The organism is Xanthomonas sp. GW, from assembly GCF_014236815.1.
In the GTDB taxonomy this organism is placed as follows: domain Bacteria; phylum Pseudomonadota; class Gammaproteobacteria; order Xanthomonadales; family Xanthomonadaceae; genus Xanthomonas_A.
In genome coordinates this window covers 3,512,713-3,529,089 of record NZ_CP051189.1, presented here as the reverse complement: position 1 = coordinate 3,529,089, position 16,377 = coordinate 3,512,713, and the positions used below count along the sequence as shown (strand labels likewise).

The window sequence follows — 16,377 nt, the reverse complement described above, 5'->3', positions numbered from 1 at the left end:
TCGTTGAAGTGCCGGGATTGGTGATTTGGGATTAGGGATTGGCAAAAGCGGGTCGCGTGCGGCGATCGGGTTTATGCTTTTGCGAATCCCCAATCTCGAATCCCGAATCCCCGCCCTATGCGCCTCGATATCTGGTCCGACGTAGTCTGCCCCTGGTGCTGGATCGGCAAGCGCCGGTTGCAGCAAGGCATCGCGGCGCTCGGCGCGGATGCGCCGGCGCTGGAAATCCACTGGCATCCCTACCTGCTCGATCCCGATGCCGGCACCGAGCCGGTGCCGCTGCGCAAGGCCTATGAAGCCAAGTTCGGCGGCGCCGCGCGTACCGAGCAGATCCTTGCGCAGACCCAGGCAACCGCGCGCGCCGAGGGGCTGCCATTCGACTTCGATCGCGGCCAGGTAAGGGTGACCACGCTGCCGGCGCACCGGCTGCTGTGGCTGGCGGCGCGCGAAGGCAACGCCGAGGCGGTGGCCGAGGCGCTGTTCCACGCGCATTTCGCCGAAGGCCGCAACCTGGCCGAGACCGGCACGCTGATCGCCGCCGGCGCCGCCGGCGGGCTGCCCGCGGCGCGGGTGCAGGCGCTGCTGGACGGCGACGAGGGCCTGGCCGAGATCCAGGCGCAGCTGCAGCAGGCGCAGGCGATGGGCATCCGCGCGGTGCCGACCTATGTCGTCGATGGCCGCCACGCGATACAGGGGGCGCAGCCGCCGGAGGTGTTCGCCGAGGCCCTGCGCGGCCTGCTGCCGCCGGCACCGGATGCGGCGCAGGACTGCGGCCCCGACGGCTGCGCTGTTTAGGCCGGTCACACGACGGCAACGTGGCGCGCCCACCGCGCGCCACCGGCACGCATTGGCAACGTATGGCGCCGCGTCGGCCTGCCGCCGGCGCCGGCATCTGCGACAATGCCGCCCAGGCGCGCTGAACAGCGCTGGCAGGAGAATCCCCCGCATGCTCGCGATCGGCGTCGCCGGTACCGAACTCACCGCCCAGGAACGCGACTGGCTGCAGCACGATGCCGTCGCCGGGGTGGTCCTGTTCAAGCGCAACTTCGCCTCCAAGGCGCAGTTGGTGGAGCTGACCGCGGCGATCCGCGCCGCGGCGCCGCGGCCGCAGCTGATCTGCGTGGACCAGGAGGGCGGCCGCGTGCAGCGCTTCCGCGAGGGCTATAGCGCTTTGCCGCCGCTGCACGGCTTCGGCGCGCTGTATGCGCGCGATCGCGATGCGGCGCTGGCGCTGGCCGAGCAGCACGCCTGGCTGATGGCCAGCGAGGTGCGCGCCAGCGGCGTGGACCTGAGCTTCGCCCCGGTGGTGGACCTGGCGCGCGGCAACCGCGCGATCGGCGACCGCGCCTTCAGCGACGATCCGCAGGTGGTGGCCGCGTTCACCGGCGCCTACGTGCGCGGCATGCACAGCGTCGGCATGGCGGCCACGCTCAAGCACTTCCCCGGCCACGGCACGGTGCTGGAAGACACCCACGTCGACAACGCCGAGGATCCGCGCCCGCTCGAGGTGCTGCGCCAGGAAGACCTGGTGCCGTTCGCCGCCGGCATCGCCGCCGGCGCCGATGCGGTGATGATGGCGCACGTGGTCTACCCGCAGGTGGCACCGGAACCGGCCGGCTATTCGCCGCGCTGGATCCAGCAGATCCTGCGCCAGGAACTGGGCTTCCGCGGCGTGGTGTTCTCCGACGACATCGGCATGGCGGCCTCGTTCGCTGCCGGCGGTGTCGCCGCGCGCGTGTCCGCGCACCTGGACGCCGGCTGCGACGTGGTCCTGGTCTGCCATCCCGAACTGGTCGAAGACTCGCTGCAGGCCGCGCGCGACCGCCCGCTCAATACCGCCGCGCTGCTCGGCCTGATCGGCCGCGGCGCCCTCGGCTGGGACGGCCTGCTCGCCGATGCCCGCTACGGCCACACCCAATCCCACTTGCTCGCAACCCTCGGAAAAACCGCCTGATGTCCACTCTCACCATCGCCCAGGCCCTGGCCCAGGCAGACCTGCTGGTCGATCGTCCGCAACTCGACCAGGCCATCGCGCGCATGGCCGACGCCATCGCCGCCGACTACCGCGGCGAGATCCCGGTCTACCTGACCATCATGCACGGCGCGCTGCCGTTCGCCGGGCAACTGGCGCTGGAACTGGGCGCGCGCGGCCAGGACCTGCAGCTGGATTATCTGCACGCCACCCGCTACCGCGGCGAGACCGTCGGCGGCGAACTGGTGTGGAAGCACCGTCCGGCCACCGCGCTGTACGGGCGCCGCGTGCTGCTGCTCGACGACATCCTCGACGAAGGCCTGACCCTGCTGGCGGTGCGTCAATGGTGCCTGGAGCAGGGCGCCACCGACGTGCGCATCGCGGCGCTGACGGTCAAGCGCCACGAGCGCTGCGTGGACGGCGTCAGCGCCGACTACGTGGGCGTGGACGTGCCCGACCGCTACGTGTTCGGCTTCGGTATGGACGTCAACGAAGGCCTGCGCAACCTGCCGGCGATCTACGCGATGAAGGAATAAGGCGCCGCGCCTTTTCCATCTCTCGCCGGCCTTCGCGGCCGGCGTTCGCGCACGTTCTGATTCGAGGATCCGCATGGACAACATCGCACTGGCCGTGATCGGCGGCACCGGCGTCTACAAACTCGCACAACTGGACGACGTGGAGACCCGCCAGGTCGACACCCGTTATGGCAGTCCGTCCGGGCCGATCCGCATCGGCACGCTGCTCGGCCACCGGGTCGCGTTCCTGGCTCGGCACGGCGAGGGCCATTCGCTGCCGCCGCACAAGATCAATTACCGCGCGAACCTTGCGGCGCTGCAGCAAATCGGTGCCACGCGGGTGCTCGCGCTCAACACCGTCGGCGGCATCGGCGAGCGCTTCGGGCCGCGCGTGCTGGCCTGTCCCGACCAGTTGATCGACTACACCTGGGGCCGCGTCTCCACGCTCAGCGAGGAGCCGGGCAGCGAGGTGCTGCACGTGGATTTCGGCCATCCCTATTCGCCGATGCTGCGCAGCAAGGTGCTGGCCGCCGCGCGCGTGACCGGCGCCGAGGTGGTCGATGGTGGCTGCTACGGCGCCACCCAGGGACCGCGCCTGGAAACGATTGCAGAGATCGCGCGGCTGCGCCGCGACGGCTGCGATCTGGTCGGCATGACCGGCATGCCGGAAGCGGGCCTGGCACGCGAATTGGGCCTGGAATACGTGTGTTTGGCGATCGTGGCCAACTGGGCCGCGGGCTGCGGCGACGCACAGGAAATCACCCTGGCCGAGGTGCTGGCGAATGTGGAGGCGGCGTCGGCGGGGCTGCCTGAGCTGATCGGCGAACTGGCGCGCGGGTGATTGTCATCGTTGCTCAAGCTTTGCATACTCCGCCGGTGCGGGCTGCCGCACAACCACCACCCATTCATTGCACAAGGTCTCGCATCACCATGCCGAACGGTACCGTCAAGTGGTTCAACGACGCCAAGGGATTTGGCTTTATTTCACCGGAAGACGGCAGCGCCGATGTATTCGCGCACTTCTCCGCGATCAATTCCAAGGGCTTCCGCAGCCTGCAGGAAGGACAGCGTGTCAGCTATGACGTGACCCAGGGTCCGAAGGGCGCGCAGGCCTCCAATATTACGCCTGTCGAGTAACTCACTTGCTCGGCTGAGCTGTTTTTGAGCCCCGCTTCGGCGGGGTTTTTTATGGATGGCGATACCGCCGCGGTGTCGCCCGCAATCAGTGGATGCGATGAAGCAACGGATGCAGATCGGCATCGTCGGCTACGGCACGGCGGGCCAGGCCCTGGCGCTGCTGCTGGCGCGCGACGGCCATCGGGTGCAGGTGTTCGAGCGCGCGCCGCAACCGGGTCCGGTCGGCGCCGGTTTCCTGCTGCAGCCGACCGGGTTGCAGGTGTTGTGGCGGATCGGCCTGCTCGAGCAGGCGCTGGCGCATGGCGCGCCGGTGCGGCGCCTGTACGGCGAAACGCCGTGCGGCCGCGCGGTGATGGACATGCGCTACCGCGACCTGGACACGCGCCTGTTCGGCCTGGGCATGCAGCGCGGCGCCTTGTTCTCGCTGCTGGCGCAGGCGTGGGACGGTTATGCCGAGCTGCAGCGCGACACGCGCATCGTCGCCATCGACGATGGCCTGCGCCGGGTGCAGGACCAGCACGGGCGCTGGCATGGCCCGTTCGACCTGGTGATCGCCAGCGACGGTTCGGCCTCGGCGCTGCGCGCGCAGGTGCAGGGCACGCGCCTGGACCGGGTCTATCCGTGGGGTGCGCTGTGGTGCCTGCTGCCGCGCGGCGACTGGGCCTTCGCCGACGAACTGCGCCAGCGCTACGTGGCCGCGCGCAAGATGATCGGCTTGCTGCCGGTCGGTACCCGGCCCGGCGATCCCGAGCCGCGCATGAGTTTCTTCTGGAGCCTGCCCACCGCCGATTTCGACGCCTGGCAGGCGCGCGGCATGGATGCGTGGCTGGACGAGGTCGCGCAGCTGTGGCCGCAGGCGCGCGAGCGCCTGGCGCAGGTGTGCGCACCGGCGCAGCTGGCGCGCGCCAGCTATCGCGACGCGGTGCAGCAGCGCTGGTACCGCGGCCGCCTGGTGCTGGCCGGCGACGCGGCGCATTCGATGAGCCCGCAGCTGGGGCAGGGCGTGAACATGGCGCTGATGGACGCGTGGGTGTTGAGCGAGAGTTTGCGCGAAGCGCCGGACCTGGACGCGGCGCTGGCGCGCTACCAGGCGCAGCGCCGCGCGCACGTGGCGGTGTACCAGTTCTGGAGCCGCTGGCTGACCCCGCTGTTCCAGTCCGAACGCGACCTGGTGGCGCGCGTGCGCGACCTCGGCATGCTCCCGGCCGGGCGCATGCCCGGCGGGCGCGGACACATGCTGCGCGTGCTCAGCGGCACCCAGCACGGCTGGTTCGGCAAGCTGCCGCTGGAGCCGGGATTTCTGCAGGCGCTGGCGGAGACGGCGGCGGCGCCACCGATTGCGGCGGGGCCGGCGCAGGGCGAACAGGTGCAGTGAGCCAGCGTGTTCGTGCAGATCGCGATCGACGTCGTTTCTGCGATTGGCCGGCATGTTGCGATGCTGCGGCGCCGTCGCTTCTTTGTGGGAGGGACTTCAGTCCCGACGTTTTACTGATAACGCGTCGGGACTTAAGTCCCTCCCACAGCGGGCGATCTGAGTCTCCGGGGCCGCGCGTCATTGCATCGCCACCGGCAACGCCAGCGCCGCGCCTTCGACGCAGGCGACTAGGCGTTCCCCCGCCTCCAGCACCGGCGCCACGCCGGCGGTGAACTGCGAGAACGCGGGCAGCACCGTCATCTGTTCGCGCAGCCAGAACGCCGGCCAGCGCGGGCGCAGCCCGGGCAGTTTCGCCAGCGGATGCAGGTGCCCGCACAGCACGTACAGCTGCGCGTGCGGCACCGGATCGTGGCGCAGCGCGAACGGGCCGTCCTCGACCTGTTCGCCGAGCAGCGCGATGTCCAATCCGGCGCCGGCCAGCGCGCGGTCGTGGTTGCCGGCGATCGCGGCCACGCGCAGCTGCGGATGCGCAGCGCGCCAGGCGTGCCAGTCGCGCTGCCAGGCGGCCGCCGGCGCGGCGCCGTGCAGCACGTCGCCGAGGATCCACAGTTCCTGCGCCGCCTGCGCCTGCAGCAGCGCGGCGAGGCGGTGCAGGTCGAGTGCGGTGCCGCCGCTGGGCAGGCCGATGCCGGCGCGGCGGAACACGTCGGCCTTGCCCAGGTGCAGGTCGGCGATCAGCAGCCGCCGGCGCGCCGGCCAGTACAGCGCGCGCTCGCCGAGCAGGGTCATCGGCTCGCCGGCCAGGCGCCAGTCCAGTTCAGCGCGCATGGCGTTGTTCCAGCTGCGCGGCCGCGCGCATCACCCGCGCCTTCCAGTCCTCGGTGCTGAGCTGGCCGCGGATGCTCTCGGCCCACAGCGGAAACGACAGCGGGGTCAGGCTACGCGGCGTGTACACGGCCAGTTCGCGCGCGGCGCAGTCGTGCAGGGTGGCGGCGAGACGGGTCAGCTCCATCTCGCCCTGCAGCACTTCGCGTTCGGCCTGCGCCAGCAGCAGGTGCCCGGGGTCGAAGCGGCTCAGCACGTCGTACAGCAGGCCGCTGGAGGCCTGCAGCTGGCGCAGGCTGCGCGGCGTGCCGCCGGGCAGGCTCGGCGGCAGCAGGCCGGACACGCGCGCGATCTCGCGGAACTGGCGCCGCGCCAGTTCGCCCAGGTTGAGGCTTTCGCGCAGGTCCTCGAACAGGTGCTCGGGGCTGAGCAGTTCGCGCAGCAGGGCGGCGTCGGTGGCGACCTCCTGCGCCGGCGACAGCACCAGCCCGTAGTCGTTGGCGGCGAAGCTGAAAGTGTTGCGCTGGTGCCGGCCCCAGCGCAGCGCCAGCAGCGCGGCCAGGCCTTCGTGCACCTGGCGCCCGGCGAACGGATACACGAACACGTGGCGGCCGTCGCGGGCGCGCACGCTTTCCACCAGCAGCCGCTGCGGCGACGGCAGCGCCGACAACGCACGCTGCAGGCCGAGCAGCGGCGCCAGGGCGCGCAGTTCCTCCTCGCCGCGCGGTTCGGCGAACACCGCCTCCACTTCATGCGCCAGCGCCGAGGACAGCGGCATGCGCCCGCCCATCCATTTCGGCACGCTGCCGTCGCCGCCCTTGGCCAGGCGCACGTAGGCGGTCATGTCTTCCAGCCGCACCAGCTCCAGCAGGCGCCCGGCGAACTGGAAACGGTCGCCGCGGCGCAGGCGGCCGACGAACTGTTCTTCCACCGCGCCGAGCCGGCCCCCGCGCAGGAAGCGCACCGCGACGCTGCCGTCGCTGGTGATGGTGCCGATCGACAGCCGGTGGCGCAGCGCGATGCGGCGGTCGTGCACGCGGTACACGCCGTCTTCGTCGAGCACCACCTTGCGGTAGTCCGGGTACTGCGCCAGCGCGCGGCCGCCCTGCACGACGAACTCCAGCACCGCGGCCCAGGTCGGTGCGTCGAGCGCGGCGAACGCGGCCGTGCCGCGGACTTCGTCGAACAACGCGTCGGCGCGGAAGCCGCCGCCCAGCGCGCAGCTCACGCAATGCTGCGCCAGCACGTCCAGCGACAGCCGCGGGGAAGGGCGCGATTCGATGCGGCCGTGGGCGATGGCGCGGCGCGCGGCGGCGTACTCGACCAGTTCCAGCGCATGCGTGGGCACGCACAGCACGTGGCCAGCCTCGCCGGGCCGGTGCTTGGCGCGGCCGGCGCGCTGCAGCAGCCGCGCCACGCCCTTTGGACTGCCGATCTGCAGTACTTGGTCGACCGCGGGGAAATCCACGCCCAGGTCCAGGCTCGAGGTGGCGACCACGCAGCGTAGGCTGCCGTCGCGCAGGCCTTGCTCGGCGGTGCTGCGCAGCGCCGGATCCAGCGAGCCGTGGTGCAGGGCCAGCGTGTGCGCGTCTTCCGGCCACACCGATTCCAGCGCCTGGTGCCAAAGTTCGGCCTGCGCGCGGGTGTTGGTGAACAGCAGGCTGGTGCGCACCGCGAACAGTTTTTCCAGTACCCGCGGCAGTTGCGCCAGGCCGAGGTGGCCGGCCCAGGGGAAGCGCTCGCCGCTGGCCGGGGTCAGCGTTTCCAGGGTCAGCGTGCGCGGCTTGACCCCAGCCACGATCGGCGCATTCGGCACATGCGGCAGCAGCACGTCGCGCGCCTCGTCCAAGTTGCCGAGCGTAGCCGACAGCCCCCATGTGCGCAGCGCCGGCGCCCAGGCGCGCAGCCGCGCCAGGCACAGTTGCAGCAGCACGCCGCGCTTGTTGCCGAGCAGTTCGTGCCATTCGTCGACGATCACGCAACGCAGCGTCGCCAGCTGCGGCGCGGTGTCCGGATAGGACAGCAGCAGCGCCAGCGATTCAGGCGTGGTCACCAGCACGTCGAGCTTGCCGCTGCGCGCCAGGCGCTTGTCGCGCGCGCTGGCGTCGCCGGTGCGCAGGCCGATCTGCCAGTCCAGGCCAAGCGCTTGCGCCGGTTCGCGCAACGCGCGCAAGGTGTCGGCGGCGAGCGCGCGCAGCGGGGTGATCCACAGTACTTTCAGGTCGCGCTGCGCTTGGCGGCGCGACCTAGGTGCTGAAGCGGTCTTGTCGGCAGCGGCTGCCTTCGCGCGCCGCGGCCGCTTGTCTGCCGCCGCCTGCCGTGCGGCTTGGTCGCGCAGGCCTTCCAGCAGCGGGCCGCCGAACGCGGCCAGGGTCTTGCCGCTGCCGGTGGGCGTGTGCAACAGGCCCGAGCCGCCGTCCAGGTAGTGCCGCCACAGGTCGCGCTGGAACGGCAGCGGTTGCCAGCCTTGCGCGGCGAACCATGCGTACAGCGGCGCATCGGCCGGGCGCTTGCGCGCCTGCGCCGTGGTCATCGCGCCAGCGCCTGCAGTGTTGTTAGTCGGTCGGCCTCGGCGAACGGCTTGTCGTGGCGCCAGCGCAGGATGCGCGGGAAGCGCACCGCGATGCCGGACTTGTGCCGGCTGCTCTTGTTCACCGCTTCGAAGCCGAGTTCGAACACGTGGTACGGCGTCACCGCGCGTACCGGGCCGAAGCGCTCGGTGGTGTGCGCGCGGATCCAGCGGTCCAGCGCCAGGATCTCGCTGTCGTCCAGGCCCGAATACGCCTTCGCCACCGGCACCAACTGCTCGCCGTCCCACAGTCCGAAGGTGTAGTCGGTGTACAGCGTGCTGCGGCGGCCGTGGCCGGCCTGCGCGTACAGCAGCACCGCGTCGATGGTCAGCGGTTCGATCTTCCATTTCCACCAGTCGCCGCGGCGGCGCCCTGATTGGTAGGGCGACGCGGCGCGTTTGAGCATCAGCCCTTCCACGCCGCGCTCGCGCGAATCCTCGCGGAGCGTCGCGGCGTCTTCCCACGACGCGGGCTGCACCAGCGGCGACAGCACGATGCGCGGATCGGCATGCGCGTCGAGCAAGGCCTGCAGTTGCGCGCGGCGCTGCGCCAGCGGCTGTTCGCGCAGGTCGATGCCATCCAGTTCCAGCAGGTCGTAGGCGAGCACGCGCGCTGGCGTGTCGGCCAGTGTCTTGGCGCCGGGCTTGCGGCGCTGGATGCGGGTCTGCAGCGCGGTGAACGGCAGCGGCGCGGCGTCGCCGTCGCGCCAGCCCAGCAGTTCGCCGTCGATCACCGCATCGCGCGGCAGCGTGGCCGCGGCGGTCTCGATCTCGGGGAAACGGCCGTCCAGGCGTTCTTCGCCGCGCGACCACAGCGCCACCTCGCCATCGCGGCGGATCAACTGCAGGCGGATGCCGTCCCACTTCCATTCCAGTTGCCAGTCGTCGATCGCGCCCAGCGTGGCCACGTCGTTTTCCAGCGGCGAGGCCAGGAAGAACGGGTAGGGCTGCTGGCGGTCGCTGGCCAGCACTTCGTGCGAGAGCAGGTCTTCGAGCGCGGCCGGGGTCGGCGACCACGCGCCGAGCATGCGCTGGGCGATGCGCGCGATGTCGATGCCGGACATCGCCGCCAGCGCCTGCTGCACCAGCCGTTGCGATACCCCCACGCGCAGCGCGCCGGTGAGCAGCTTGTTGAACAGCAGGCGTTCGTCGAACGCCAGGCTGCGCCAGCCGGCGAGCACCGCGGCGTGGCGCGCGGCCTCGTCCTGCGCGGCGACCGGCAACAGCCGTTCCTCGATCCAGTCGCGCAACGGTGCCGGATCGGAGGCGGCGGCCGGATCGTCGAGCAGCAAGGTGAGGGTTTCGGCGAGGTCGCCGACGTGGTCGTAGCTGTCGTCGACCAGCCAGCCGGGCAGGCCGCTTTCCTGCGCGATCCACTCGCGCAGTTCGCGCGTGTTGGCGATGCGCCGCAGCTTGCCGCCGCTCAGCAGCCAGATCGCCCAGGCCGCGTCGGCCGGCGGCGCCTGCTCGAAATACGCGACCAGCGCGGCGCGCTTGTCCAGCGTCGCTGTGCTCTGGTCCAGCTGCCGGTACAACGCGGCGAAGCGCTTCATTCCTCGGCACCGTAGTCGGTGCGGAACGCCTCGGCGGCGACGCCGCGTTCGTTCAAGGCGCGGATGATCGCGTCGGTGTTGCCATGCGTGGCGATGACCCGCTGCGCGCCGGTTTCCTCGATGGTGCGCAGCAGGTCCGGCCAATCGGCGTGGTCGGACACCACGAAGCCGCGGTCGTAGTTGCGGCGGCGACGGTTGCCGCGCAACCGCATCCAGCCGGAGGCGAAGCCGAGCTGCGCATGGCGGAAGCGGCGCAGCCACGGGCTGCCCGCGGCCGACGGCGGCGCCAGCACCAGCTGCCCGGCGTAGTCGGCGCGCTTGTCCATCTCGGCGACCGGGTGCGTGTCCAGCATCGCCACGCCGGCGTCGCGGTACACCGCCACGCCGGCGGCGACCGCGCCATGCAGCAGCGCCGGTTGGTCGTCCCACGGCTGCAGCTCGGCCAGCACCCGCTGCGCCTTGCCCAGCGCATAGCAGAACAGCACCGCGGCCTCGCCGCGCGCGGCGCATTCGTGGCGCCAGGCGACGATCTCGCGCGCCACTGCGGCGGTGTCCGGCCAACGGTACACCGGCAGGCCGAAGGTGGCCTCGGTGATGAAGGTGTCACAGTGCACCACTTCGAACGCCGCACAGGTCGGGTCGGGCTGGCGTTTGTAGTCGCCCGAGGCCACCCACACTTCGCCGTCCACTTCGATGCGCACCTGCGCCGAGCCGAGCACGTGCCCAGCCGGATGCAGCGACACCGTCGCTGCGCCAAGCGCGAAGCGTTCGCCGTAGTCGTAGGCGCGGTAGGCCTGGTCGCCGAGGCGCCAGCGCAGGATCGGCAGGCCGGCGGCGGCGCAGTGGTATTCGCCCATGCCGGCGCGGGCGTGGTCGCCGTGGCCATGGGTGATGACCGCGCGCGGCACCGGCCGCCAGGGGTCGATGTGGAAGTCGCCGGCGGGGCAGTACAGCCCTTCCGGGCGCAGCACCACCAGGTCCTGGGAAGCGGGTTTGGGCATGCCCGCCACTGTGTCCAATGCGCTGTGCAGGAGATGAGAATCCACGCGTAGCGGTTCACCGCACGTGTGCGGATCGGCCACAATGCGGCACGCACTTCTGGGAGGGAGATGCATGCAACGGGATCTGCCCGCCTTCGCCACGCACGTGGTCGACAACCAGCCGCCGCCGTTCGAGCCGCGCGACCTGTGGCGCGACGATGCGGTGCTGCGCGCCGCGGTCGCGCGCGAGGGCGGCGAGGCGTTTGCCGCGCAGCTGGCGCAGTACGGCGCGCTCGCCGGCGACACGCTGTACCGGCTCGGCTTCGATGCCAATCGCGACCGCCCGCGGTTGCGCACGCACGACCGCTACGGCCACCGCATCGACACCGTCGAATTCCATCCGGCCTACCACCAGCTGCTGGATGCGGCCAAGACCCACGGCGTGGCCGGCCTGTCCTGGCACACGCCGCAGCCGGGCGCGCACGTGGCGCGGGCGGCACTGAGCTACCTGCATCACCAGGCCGAGGCGGGCACCAGTTGTCCGTTGACGATGACCCATGCCGCGGTCGCGGTGCTGCGCCAGGAACCGGCGCTGCGCGACTGGGCGGACAAGGCCGCCGCGCCGCACTACGACCCGCGCGACGTACCGATCGCCGACAAGGCCGGCATCACCCTGGGCATGGGCATGACCGAGAAGCAGGGCGGCTCGGACGTGCGCAGCAACGCCACCGTCGCCACGCCGCTGGGCGCCGACGGCGAGTACGCGCTGGTCGGGCACAAGTGGTTCTTCTCCGCGCCGATGTCCGATGGCTTCCTGGTGCTGGCGCAGGCGCCGGGCGGGCTGAGTTGCTTCCTGCTGCCACGGCGCCTGCCCGACGGCCGGCTCAACGCGCTGCGGCTGATGCGCTTGAAGGACAAGCTCGGCGACTGGTCGAACGCCTCCAGCGAAGTCGAATTCGCCGGCGCCTGGGCGCAACGCATCGGCGCGGAAGGGCGCGGCGTGGCGCGCATCATCGGCATGGTGATGCTGACCCGGCTGGACTGCATGCTCGCCGCCGCTGCGCAGATGCGCATGGCGCTGGCGCAGGCCTTGCATCACGCGCGGCATCGCGTGGCGTTCGGCAAGCGCCTGCTCGAGCAGCCGCTGATGCGCAACGTGCTCGCCGACCTGGCGATCGAATCCGAGGCGGCCACCGTGTTCGCGTTGCGCGTGGCGCGCGCGGTGGATGCGGCCGAGCGCGATCCGGCCGAGGCCGCATTCGCGCGCATCGCCACCGCGCTGGGCAAGTACTGGCTGTGCAAACGCGCGCCGGCCTTCGTCAACGAAGCGCAGGAATGCCTGGGCGGCGCAGGTTATGTCGAGGAATCGATGTTGCCGCGGCTATACCGGCAGGCGCCGCTGAATTCGATCTGGGAAGGCAGCGGCAACATCCAGTGCCTGGACGTGCTGCGTGCGCTGGCGCGCGAGCCGGCCAGCGCGGCGGCGCTGCTGGCCGAGTTGGAGACCGCGGCGGGTGCGAACGCGGACTACGACACCGCGCTGGACGCGCTGCGCGCGCCGCTGGCCGGCAACGGCGAGGTCGACGAATACGCCGCGCGCCGCATCAGCGAACGCATCGCGCTGGCGTTGCAGGCGGCGCTGCTGTTGCGCAGCGCCAGTCCCGCTGCCGATGCGTTCGTGCGCAGTCGCCTGGCCGGCGCGCACGGGTTGGCGTTCGGGACGCTGGACGCGGACGTGCCGGTGGAGGAGCTGTTGGCGCGGGTGTTGCCCTGATTGGTGGGAGACAGCGGGCGCCGTACCCTCACCCCAACCCCTCTCCCGGTGGGAGAGGGGGCTAGTCGGCTGTTCCTTCTCCCCTCGGGAGAAGGTGCCCCGAAGGGGCGGATGAGGGTACGGGCGCAGCCTCGTGCACTCAAACTCCGCGAGACGCTTCGCGCCGTACCCTCACCCCAACCCCTCTCCCGGTGGGAGAGGGGCTAGCCGCTGTTCCTTCTCCCCTCGGGAGAAGGTGCCCCGAAGGGGCGGATGAGGGTACGGCCAGCCAGTACGGCTAATGCCGCGTCCCACGCTTGCCGCCGCCCTTGGCCTGGGTCGCCTCCACCGACAGGGTGAAGCTGCGTTCCTCGCCGTCCAGCATCGCGCCCACGCCGACCAATTGGCGCTTGATTTCCTCGCCGCGGCCGTTGCGGATCGTCACCACCACGGTGTACTCCCACGCGGTGCCGTCGGCAGGATGCTGGATGGTGCCTTGCACGCGCAGCGGCACCGTCGCGGTCGCCGCCGATTGCTGCAGCACCGCCGAGTCGAAGCGCAGGTGGTGCTTGCAGGCCGGGCAGACGCTGGCGCTTTCCAGGATCGTCGCCTTGCAGTGGGGACAGGTCCGGGTCGACCCCGGGGTGCCGGGACGCGGCGTGCTCATGCGCCGGCGTCGGGCTCCGTGGTCGGCTTGCCGCCCTTGCGGCCCTTGTCGTCTTCCCAGCCGAAGTCGGCCTGGCCGCGCATCCGCGCGCCGGAGGCCACGGTCAGCGAGCCGGCCTTGACGTCGCCGATCAGCGCGCCGGAGGCCAGCAACTCCACCTGCGAGGCCGATTCGATGTTGCCTTCCAGCTCGCCGGCGATGATCACCTTGTTGGCGCGCACGCCGCCGCTGAGCTTGGCCCCGGTCTCGATGGTCAGGTCGCCCTGCACGTTGACGTCGCCCTTGAACTTGCCGGCGATGCGGATGTGGCCGGTGCCTTCGATCTTGCCTTCGATGGTGATGTCGGCAGCGATCAGCGACTCCTTTGCCGCCGGCGCTGCGGCGCGTACGGGGAGGGGGGCGGCCGCGGCGACGCTGACCGCGGACTCGCCGAGCGCCGGTTCGGTGGCCGGCCGTGGTTCGGGCACTGCGGTGCCGCCGGGCGCGCCAGGCAGCGGCAGGCCATCCTTGCGCGGGGTACCCTGATCTTTCCAGATGGACATGCGCAGACGTCTCCAGTCGGGGGAAAGCCGACTATCGCCGCTCTACCGCTCAGGTTTTGTGACAACCATCGCTAAAGCGCGCTTCGTCCGCCGCGAGCGGATCCACGGCCTGCAGCGCGATCGAATGGGACGCTTTGCCGTATCCAGCGGTCTGGGCGGCAGGCAGCCAGGCGCAGCGCGCCTTCCGCCTTCTCATTGGGACGCGATTGGCCTCAGCCCATCCCGTCCAGCGCCGGATCGAACTGCTGCACCTGGTTGCGGCCGCTGCGCTTGGCCCGGTACAGCGCCGCATCGGCCTTGCGCAGCAGGGTGGTGGCGACCACGCCGTCACGCGAATAGCTGGCCAGCCCGATCGAGAGCGTTACGCCCGGCAGCGCCTTGCCGTCCAGCGTGGTGCTCATCTGCTGCGCGGCGCTGCGGATCTGCTCGGCGATCGCCAGCGCCGCCTCCGCGCCGGTTTCCGGCAGGATCACGGTGAATTCCTCGCCGCCGTAGCGGCAGGCGATGTCCTCGCCGCGCAGCCGCGAGGCGAGCATCTGCCCGACCGCGGCGAGCAGGCTGTCGCCGCCGCCATGGCCGTGCAGGTCGTTGAAGTGCTTGAAATGGTCCACGTCCAGCATCAGCAGCGACAGCGGCACCGAACGGCGTGCGCAGCGTGCCAGTTCGTGGTTCAGCGACTCCTCCAGGTAGCGGCGGTTGAACAGGCCGGTGAGCGGGTCGCGGATCGACTGCATGCGCAGCGATTCGCGCAGGCGCAGGTTGCTCAGCGCCAGCGACAGCTGCTCGGCGGCCGCCTCGGCGATGGCGATGCGCGGCAGCGGCCCGGGGCCAGGACCGGCCAGGAACACGAAGCCCAGTTGCGTGCCCTGCGCGGACAGCGGAATGCAGGCGCTGCTGGCGCCGACCGCCTGCGGATCGTCGAGCAGATGCGCGCACGCCGAGTCGTGGCGCAGCGCGTGCACGAAGTGCGCCTTGTCGCGACGCAGCGCCCAGCATTCCTCCGGCGCCACCGCCGGTTCGCTGCGCACCGGCGCCTGGCCCCAGGCGACGATGGATTCGGCGCGATCGCGCGACGCGCGCAGCAGGTACACGCTGCCGCCGGCGTCGGGCATCAGCGCGGCGAGCATGCGCGCGGTCACCTCCAGCGCTTCCTTGGGGTCCACGCAGCTCTGCAGCAGACCGGTGTAGCGGCTGAGCGCATTGAGGTCGGCGCTGGTGCGCTCCAGGTCGCGGATACTGGCGGCCAGCTTTTCGTTGGCGACCGAGGCGGCCTGCTCGGCGTTGCTGCGGCTGCGCAATTCGCGGAACAGCAACGCGTAGACCACGCCCACGCTGCCCAGGCCGAACGGAATCCCGGCCAGGGCCAGTGCGAGCAGCAGATCGGAACTGCGCTGGTTGGAACGGTCGCGGCTCTGCAGCAGCTGTTGCTCCAGCTCGGTCATCTGCTGCACGTGGTCGCGGATCGCGCTGGAATCCTTGAACACGCTCGGCGCCATCGCGCGTTGCAGCGCGTCCAATCCATCGCGCTGGTAGATCTCGAGCATCTGCTGCATCTGCGTCAGCCGCGCCTGCACGAGGCGTTGCAGGATGTCCAGGTTCGCGATCTGTACCGGGTTGTCGACCACCAGGCCGCGCAGCTGCGCCAGATGCCGCGGCACGCGTTCGGCGCTGTCGCGGTAGTTGCTGAGGTAGGCCTGGTTGCCGGTGAGTTCGTAGCCGCGCGCCGCGGTTTCGGCCAGCAGCAGGGTCGATTGCACTTCGTCGATGCTGCGCAGCACCTGGTGGGTGTGGGCCACGCGCGCCGCATCGGAGATCGAACGCTGTGCGCCGGAAAACACCCCGAACCCGATCGAGACGAAGACCAGGGCGGAGAACAGAAGCGCTAGGCGGGTTCTGATCCGCACGCGTTGGAACGTCGACATGGGGGAATTGTAACCAGGGACCGGATCGGCAGAACCCTCGCGTGCAAAAGGTGGCGTAGGTCACGCCACGGCGCGGCCGGGTTGCGACATCGGCGCAGCAACGCCGGTTTTACTGGGGACGTGGCGGCGCGGTTCGTGGCGCCGCCACGCTACCCGCCGCACTCGTGCGCAGTGCGCGAGTGCGGCGGGCGAGTGCGATCAATGCGTCTCTTTGTCGCCGTTGTGCGGATCTTCGTTGGCGTTCTCGCGCGCCTTGTCGGCGAGCTTCTGCGCCGCGCTGGCGGTGGCCTCGCTGGCGTCGGCCGCGGCTTCCTTGGCAGCGGCCGAGGCATCCTGCACCGCCTCGGAGTTGGCGGCGCGGTGCGCCGCGTCGCGGGCGTCGGTGGCGATTTCGTGGCCGGTCTGCGCGGCCTGGTCGGCAGCTTCCTTGGCTGCTTCGCCGGTCTGCTCCGCAGCCACCTTGGCGTCGCGCTGCGCTTGCTGCGCTTCCGGGCCTTGGCAGGCGGCCAGCGCCAGGGCGCCCAGCAGGGCCACTGCCACGATCGGGGTCTTGTTCATGCGCGTTCT

General features: G+C 71.0%; 15 protein-coding genes. 7 read left to right on the top strand and 8 right to left on the bottom strand.

Annotation, left to right across the window (positions count from 1 at the left end):
* The first annotated feature begins 117 nt into the window (after positions 1-117).
* The 6 genes from HEP73_RS15090 (at position 118) to HEP73_RS15065 (ending at position 4,999) form a co-directional block, all read left to right on the top strand.
* On the top strand, positions 118-795 hold the full coding sequence (locus HEP73_RS15090) for a DsbA family oxidoreductase (RefSeq protein WP_185820599.1): 678 nt from the start codon (positions 118-120) through the stop codon (positions 793-795).
* Positions 796-946: 151 nt separating this feature from the next.
* Positions 947-1,954, top strand: coding sequence for a beta-N-acetylhexosaminidase (gene nagZ, locus HEP73_RS15085; protein WP_185820598.1), 1,008 nt, complete (start codon positions 947-949; stop codon positions 1,952-1,954).
* Positions 1,954-2,508 carry a hypoxanthine-guanine phosphoribosyltransferase gene (locus HEP73_RS15080; protein ID WP_185813428.1) on the top strand — a complete coding sequence of 185 codons (555 nt, stop codon included), beginning with the start codon at positions 1,954-1,956 and terminating at the stop codon, positions 2,506-2,508. Before nagZ ends, HEP73_RS15080 begins: the two co-directional genes overlap by 1 nt.
* A gap of 73 nt (positions 2,509-2,581) precedes the next feature.
* Positions 2,582-3,328, top strand: coding sequence for an S-methyl-5'-thioinosine phosphorylase (locus tag HEP73_RS15075; RefSeq protein ID WP_458309623.1), 747 nt, complete (start codon positions 2,582-2,584; stop codon positions 3,326-3,328).
* A gap of 89 nt (positions 3,329-3,417) precedes the next feature.
* The gene (gene cspE, locus HEP73_RS15070) at positions 3,418-3,624 is read left to right on the top strand and encodes a transcription antiterminator/RNA stability regulator CspE (protein WP_003488188.1); all 207 of its coding nucleotides are present in this window, start codon (positions 3,418-3,420) and stop codon (positions 3,622-3,624) included.
* Positions 3,625-3,721: 97 nt separating this feature from the next.
* Positions 3,722-4,999 (top strand): FAD-dependent oxidoreductase, encoded by a 1,278-nt coding sequence (locus tag HEP73_RS15065; protein ID WP_185820597.1) that lies wholly within the window; start codon positions 3,722-3,724, stop codon positions 4,997-4,999.
* Between the two features lie 177 nt (positions 5,000-5,176).
* Here the strand turns inward: HEP73_RS15065 and pdeM are convergent, their stop codons facing one another.
* Genes pdeM through HEP73_RS15045 form a run of 4 tightly spaced genes read right to left on the bottom strand, consistent with a single transcriptional unit; the run spans position 5,177 to position 10,947 of the window.
* Positions 5,177-5,827 (bottom strand): ligase-associated DNA damage response endonuclease PdeM, encoded by a 651-nt coding sequence (gene pdeM, locus HEP73_RS15060; RefSeq protein ID WP_185820596.1) that lies wholly within the window; start codon positions 5,825-5,827, stop codon positions 5,177-5,179.
* Complete coding sequence (locus HEP73_RS15055) at positions 5,817-8,357, bottom strand: ligase-associated DNA damage response DEXH box helicase (RefSeq protein WP_185820595.1); 2,541 nt, start codon at positions 8,355-8,357, stop codon at positions 5,817-5,819. The genes pdeM and HEP73_RS15055 overlap by 11 nt, the downstream gene beginning before the upstream one ends.
* Positions 8,354-9,946, bottom strand: coding sequence for an ATP-dependent DNA ligase (locus HEP73_RS15050; RefSeq protein WP_185820594.1), 1,593 nt, complete (start codon positions 9,944-9,946; stop codon positions 8,354-8,356). Before HEP73_RS15050 ends, HEP73_RS15055 begins: the two co-directional genes overlap by 4 nt.
* A complete protein-coding gene (locus HEP73_RS15045; RefSeq protein ID WP_185820593.1) occupies positions 9,943-10,947 on the bottom strand; it encodes a ligase-associated DNA damage response exonuclease in 1,005 nt (334 codons plus the stop codon). Before HEP73_RS15045 ends, HEP73_RS15050 begins: the two co-directional genes overlap by 4 nt.
* Positions 10,948-11,044: 97 nt before the next feature.
* Here HEP73_RS15045 and HEP73_RS15040 point away from each other — a divergent pair, with 97 nt between their 5' ends.
* Positions 11,045-12,700 carry an acyl-CoA dehydrogenase family protein gene (locus HEP73_RS15040; protein ID WP_458309691.1) on the top strand — a complete coding sequence of 552 codons (1,656 nt, stop codon included), beginning with the start codon at positions 11,045-11,047 and terminating at the stop codon, positions 12,698-12,700.
* Between the two features lie 277 nt (positions 12,701-12,977).
* Here HEP73_RS15040 and HEP73_RS15035 read toward each other — a convergent pair whose 3' ends face one another.
* The 4 genes from HEP73_RS15035 to HEP73_RS15020 all read right to left on the bottom strand — a co-directional run bounded on the left by HEP73_RS15035 (position 12,978) and on the right by HEP73_RS15020 (position 16,368).
* On the bottom strand, positions 12,978-13,346 hold the full coding sequence (locus HEP73_RS15035) for a hypothetical protein (RefSeq protein ID WP_185820591.1): 369 nt from the start codon (positions 13,344-13,346) through the stop codon (positions 12,978-12,980).
* A complete protein-coding gene (locus HEP73_RS15030; protein WP_185820590.1) occupies positions 13,343-13,888 on the bottom strand; it encodes a bactofilin family protein in 546 nt (181 codons plus the stop codon). The genes HEP73_RS15035 and HEP73_RS15030 overlap by 4 nt, the downstream gene beginning before the upstream one ends.
* 212 nt (positions 13,889-14,100) lie before the next feature.
* Positions 14,101-15,810, bottom strand: a complete 1,710-nt coding sequence (locus HEP73_RS15025) for a diguanylate cyclase (protein ID WP_185813421.1) — start codon at positions 15,808-15,810, stop codon at positions 14,101-14,103.
* Between the two features lie 198 nt (positions 15,811-16,008).
* The gene (locus tag HEP73_RS15020; protein ID WP_185820589.1) at positions 16,009-16,368 is read right to left on the bottom strand and encodes a hypothetical protein; all 360 of its coding nucleotides are present in this window, start codon (positions 16,366-16,368) and stop codon (positions 16,009-16,011) included.
* Between the last annotated feature and the right edge of the window lie 9 nt (positions 16,369-16,377).

What these genes read in the sequence shown, in the direction of transcription:
- HEP73_RS15050 (WP_185820594.1), bottom strand. Translation starts at nt 9,946, where the DNA reads ATGAAGCGCTTCGCCGCGTTGTACCGGCAGCTGGACCAGAGCACAGCG.
- HEP73_RS15035 (WP_185820591.1), bottom strand. Translation starts at nt 13,346, where the DNA reads ATGAGCACGCCGCGTCCCGGCACCCCGGGGTCGACCCGGACCTGTCCC.
- cspE (WP_003488188.1), top strand. Translation starts at nt 3,418, where the DNA reads ATGCCGAACGGTACCGTCAAGTGGTTCAACGACGCCAAGGGATTTGGC.
- pdeM (WP_185820596.1), bottom strand. Translation starts at nt 5,827, where the DNA reads ATGCGCGCTGAACTGGACTGGCGCCTGGCCGGCGAGCCGATGACCCTG.
- HEP73_RS15090 (WP_185820599.1), top strand. Translation starts at nt 118, where the DNA reads ATGCGCCTCGATATCTGGTCCGACGTAGTCTGCCCCTGGTGCTGGATC.
- HEP73_RS15020 (WP_185820589.1), bottom strand. Translation starts at nt 16,368, where the DNA reads ATGAACAAGACCCCGATCGTGGCAGTGGCCCTGCTGGGCGCCCTGGCG.
- HEP73_RS15065 (WP_185820597.1), top strand. Translation starts at nt 3,722, where the DNA reads ATGAAGCAACGGATGCAGATCGGCATCGTCGGCTACGGCACGGCGGGC.
- HEP73_RS15030 (WP_185820590.1), bottom strand. Translation starts at nt 13,888, where the DNA reads ATGTCCATCTGGAAAGATCAGGGTACCCCGCGCAAGGATGGCCTGCCG.
- HEP73_RS15045 (WP_185820593.1), bottom strand. Translation starts at nt 10,947, where the DNA reads ATGCCCAAACCCGCTTCCCAGGACCTGGTGGTGCTGCGCCCGGAAGGG.
- HEP73_RS15075 (WP_458309623.1), top strand. Translation starts at nt 2,582, where the DNA reads ATGGACAACATCGCACTGGCCGTGATCGGCGGCACCGGCGTCTACAAA.
- HEP73_RS15055 (WP_185820595.1), bottom strand. Translation starts at nt 8,357, where the DNA reads ATGACCACGGCGCAGGCGCGCAAGCGCCCGGCCGATGCGCCGCTGTAC.
- HEP73_RS15025 (WP_185813421.1), bottom strand. Translation starts at nt 15,810, where the DNA reads ATGTCGACGTTCCAACGCGTGCGGATCAGAACCCGCCTAGCGCTTCTG.
- HEP73_RS15080 (WP_185813428.1), top strand. Translation starts at nt 1,954, where the DNA reads ATGTCCACTCTCACCATCGCCCAGGCCCTGGCCCAGGCAGACCTGCTG.
- nagZ (WP_185820598.1), top strand. Translation starts at nt 947, where the DNA reads ATGCTCGCGATCGGCGTCGCCGGTACCGAACTCACCGCCCAGGAACGC.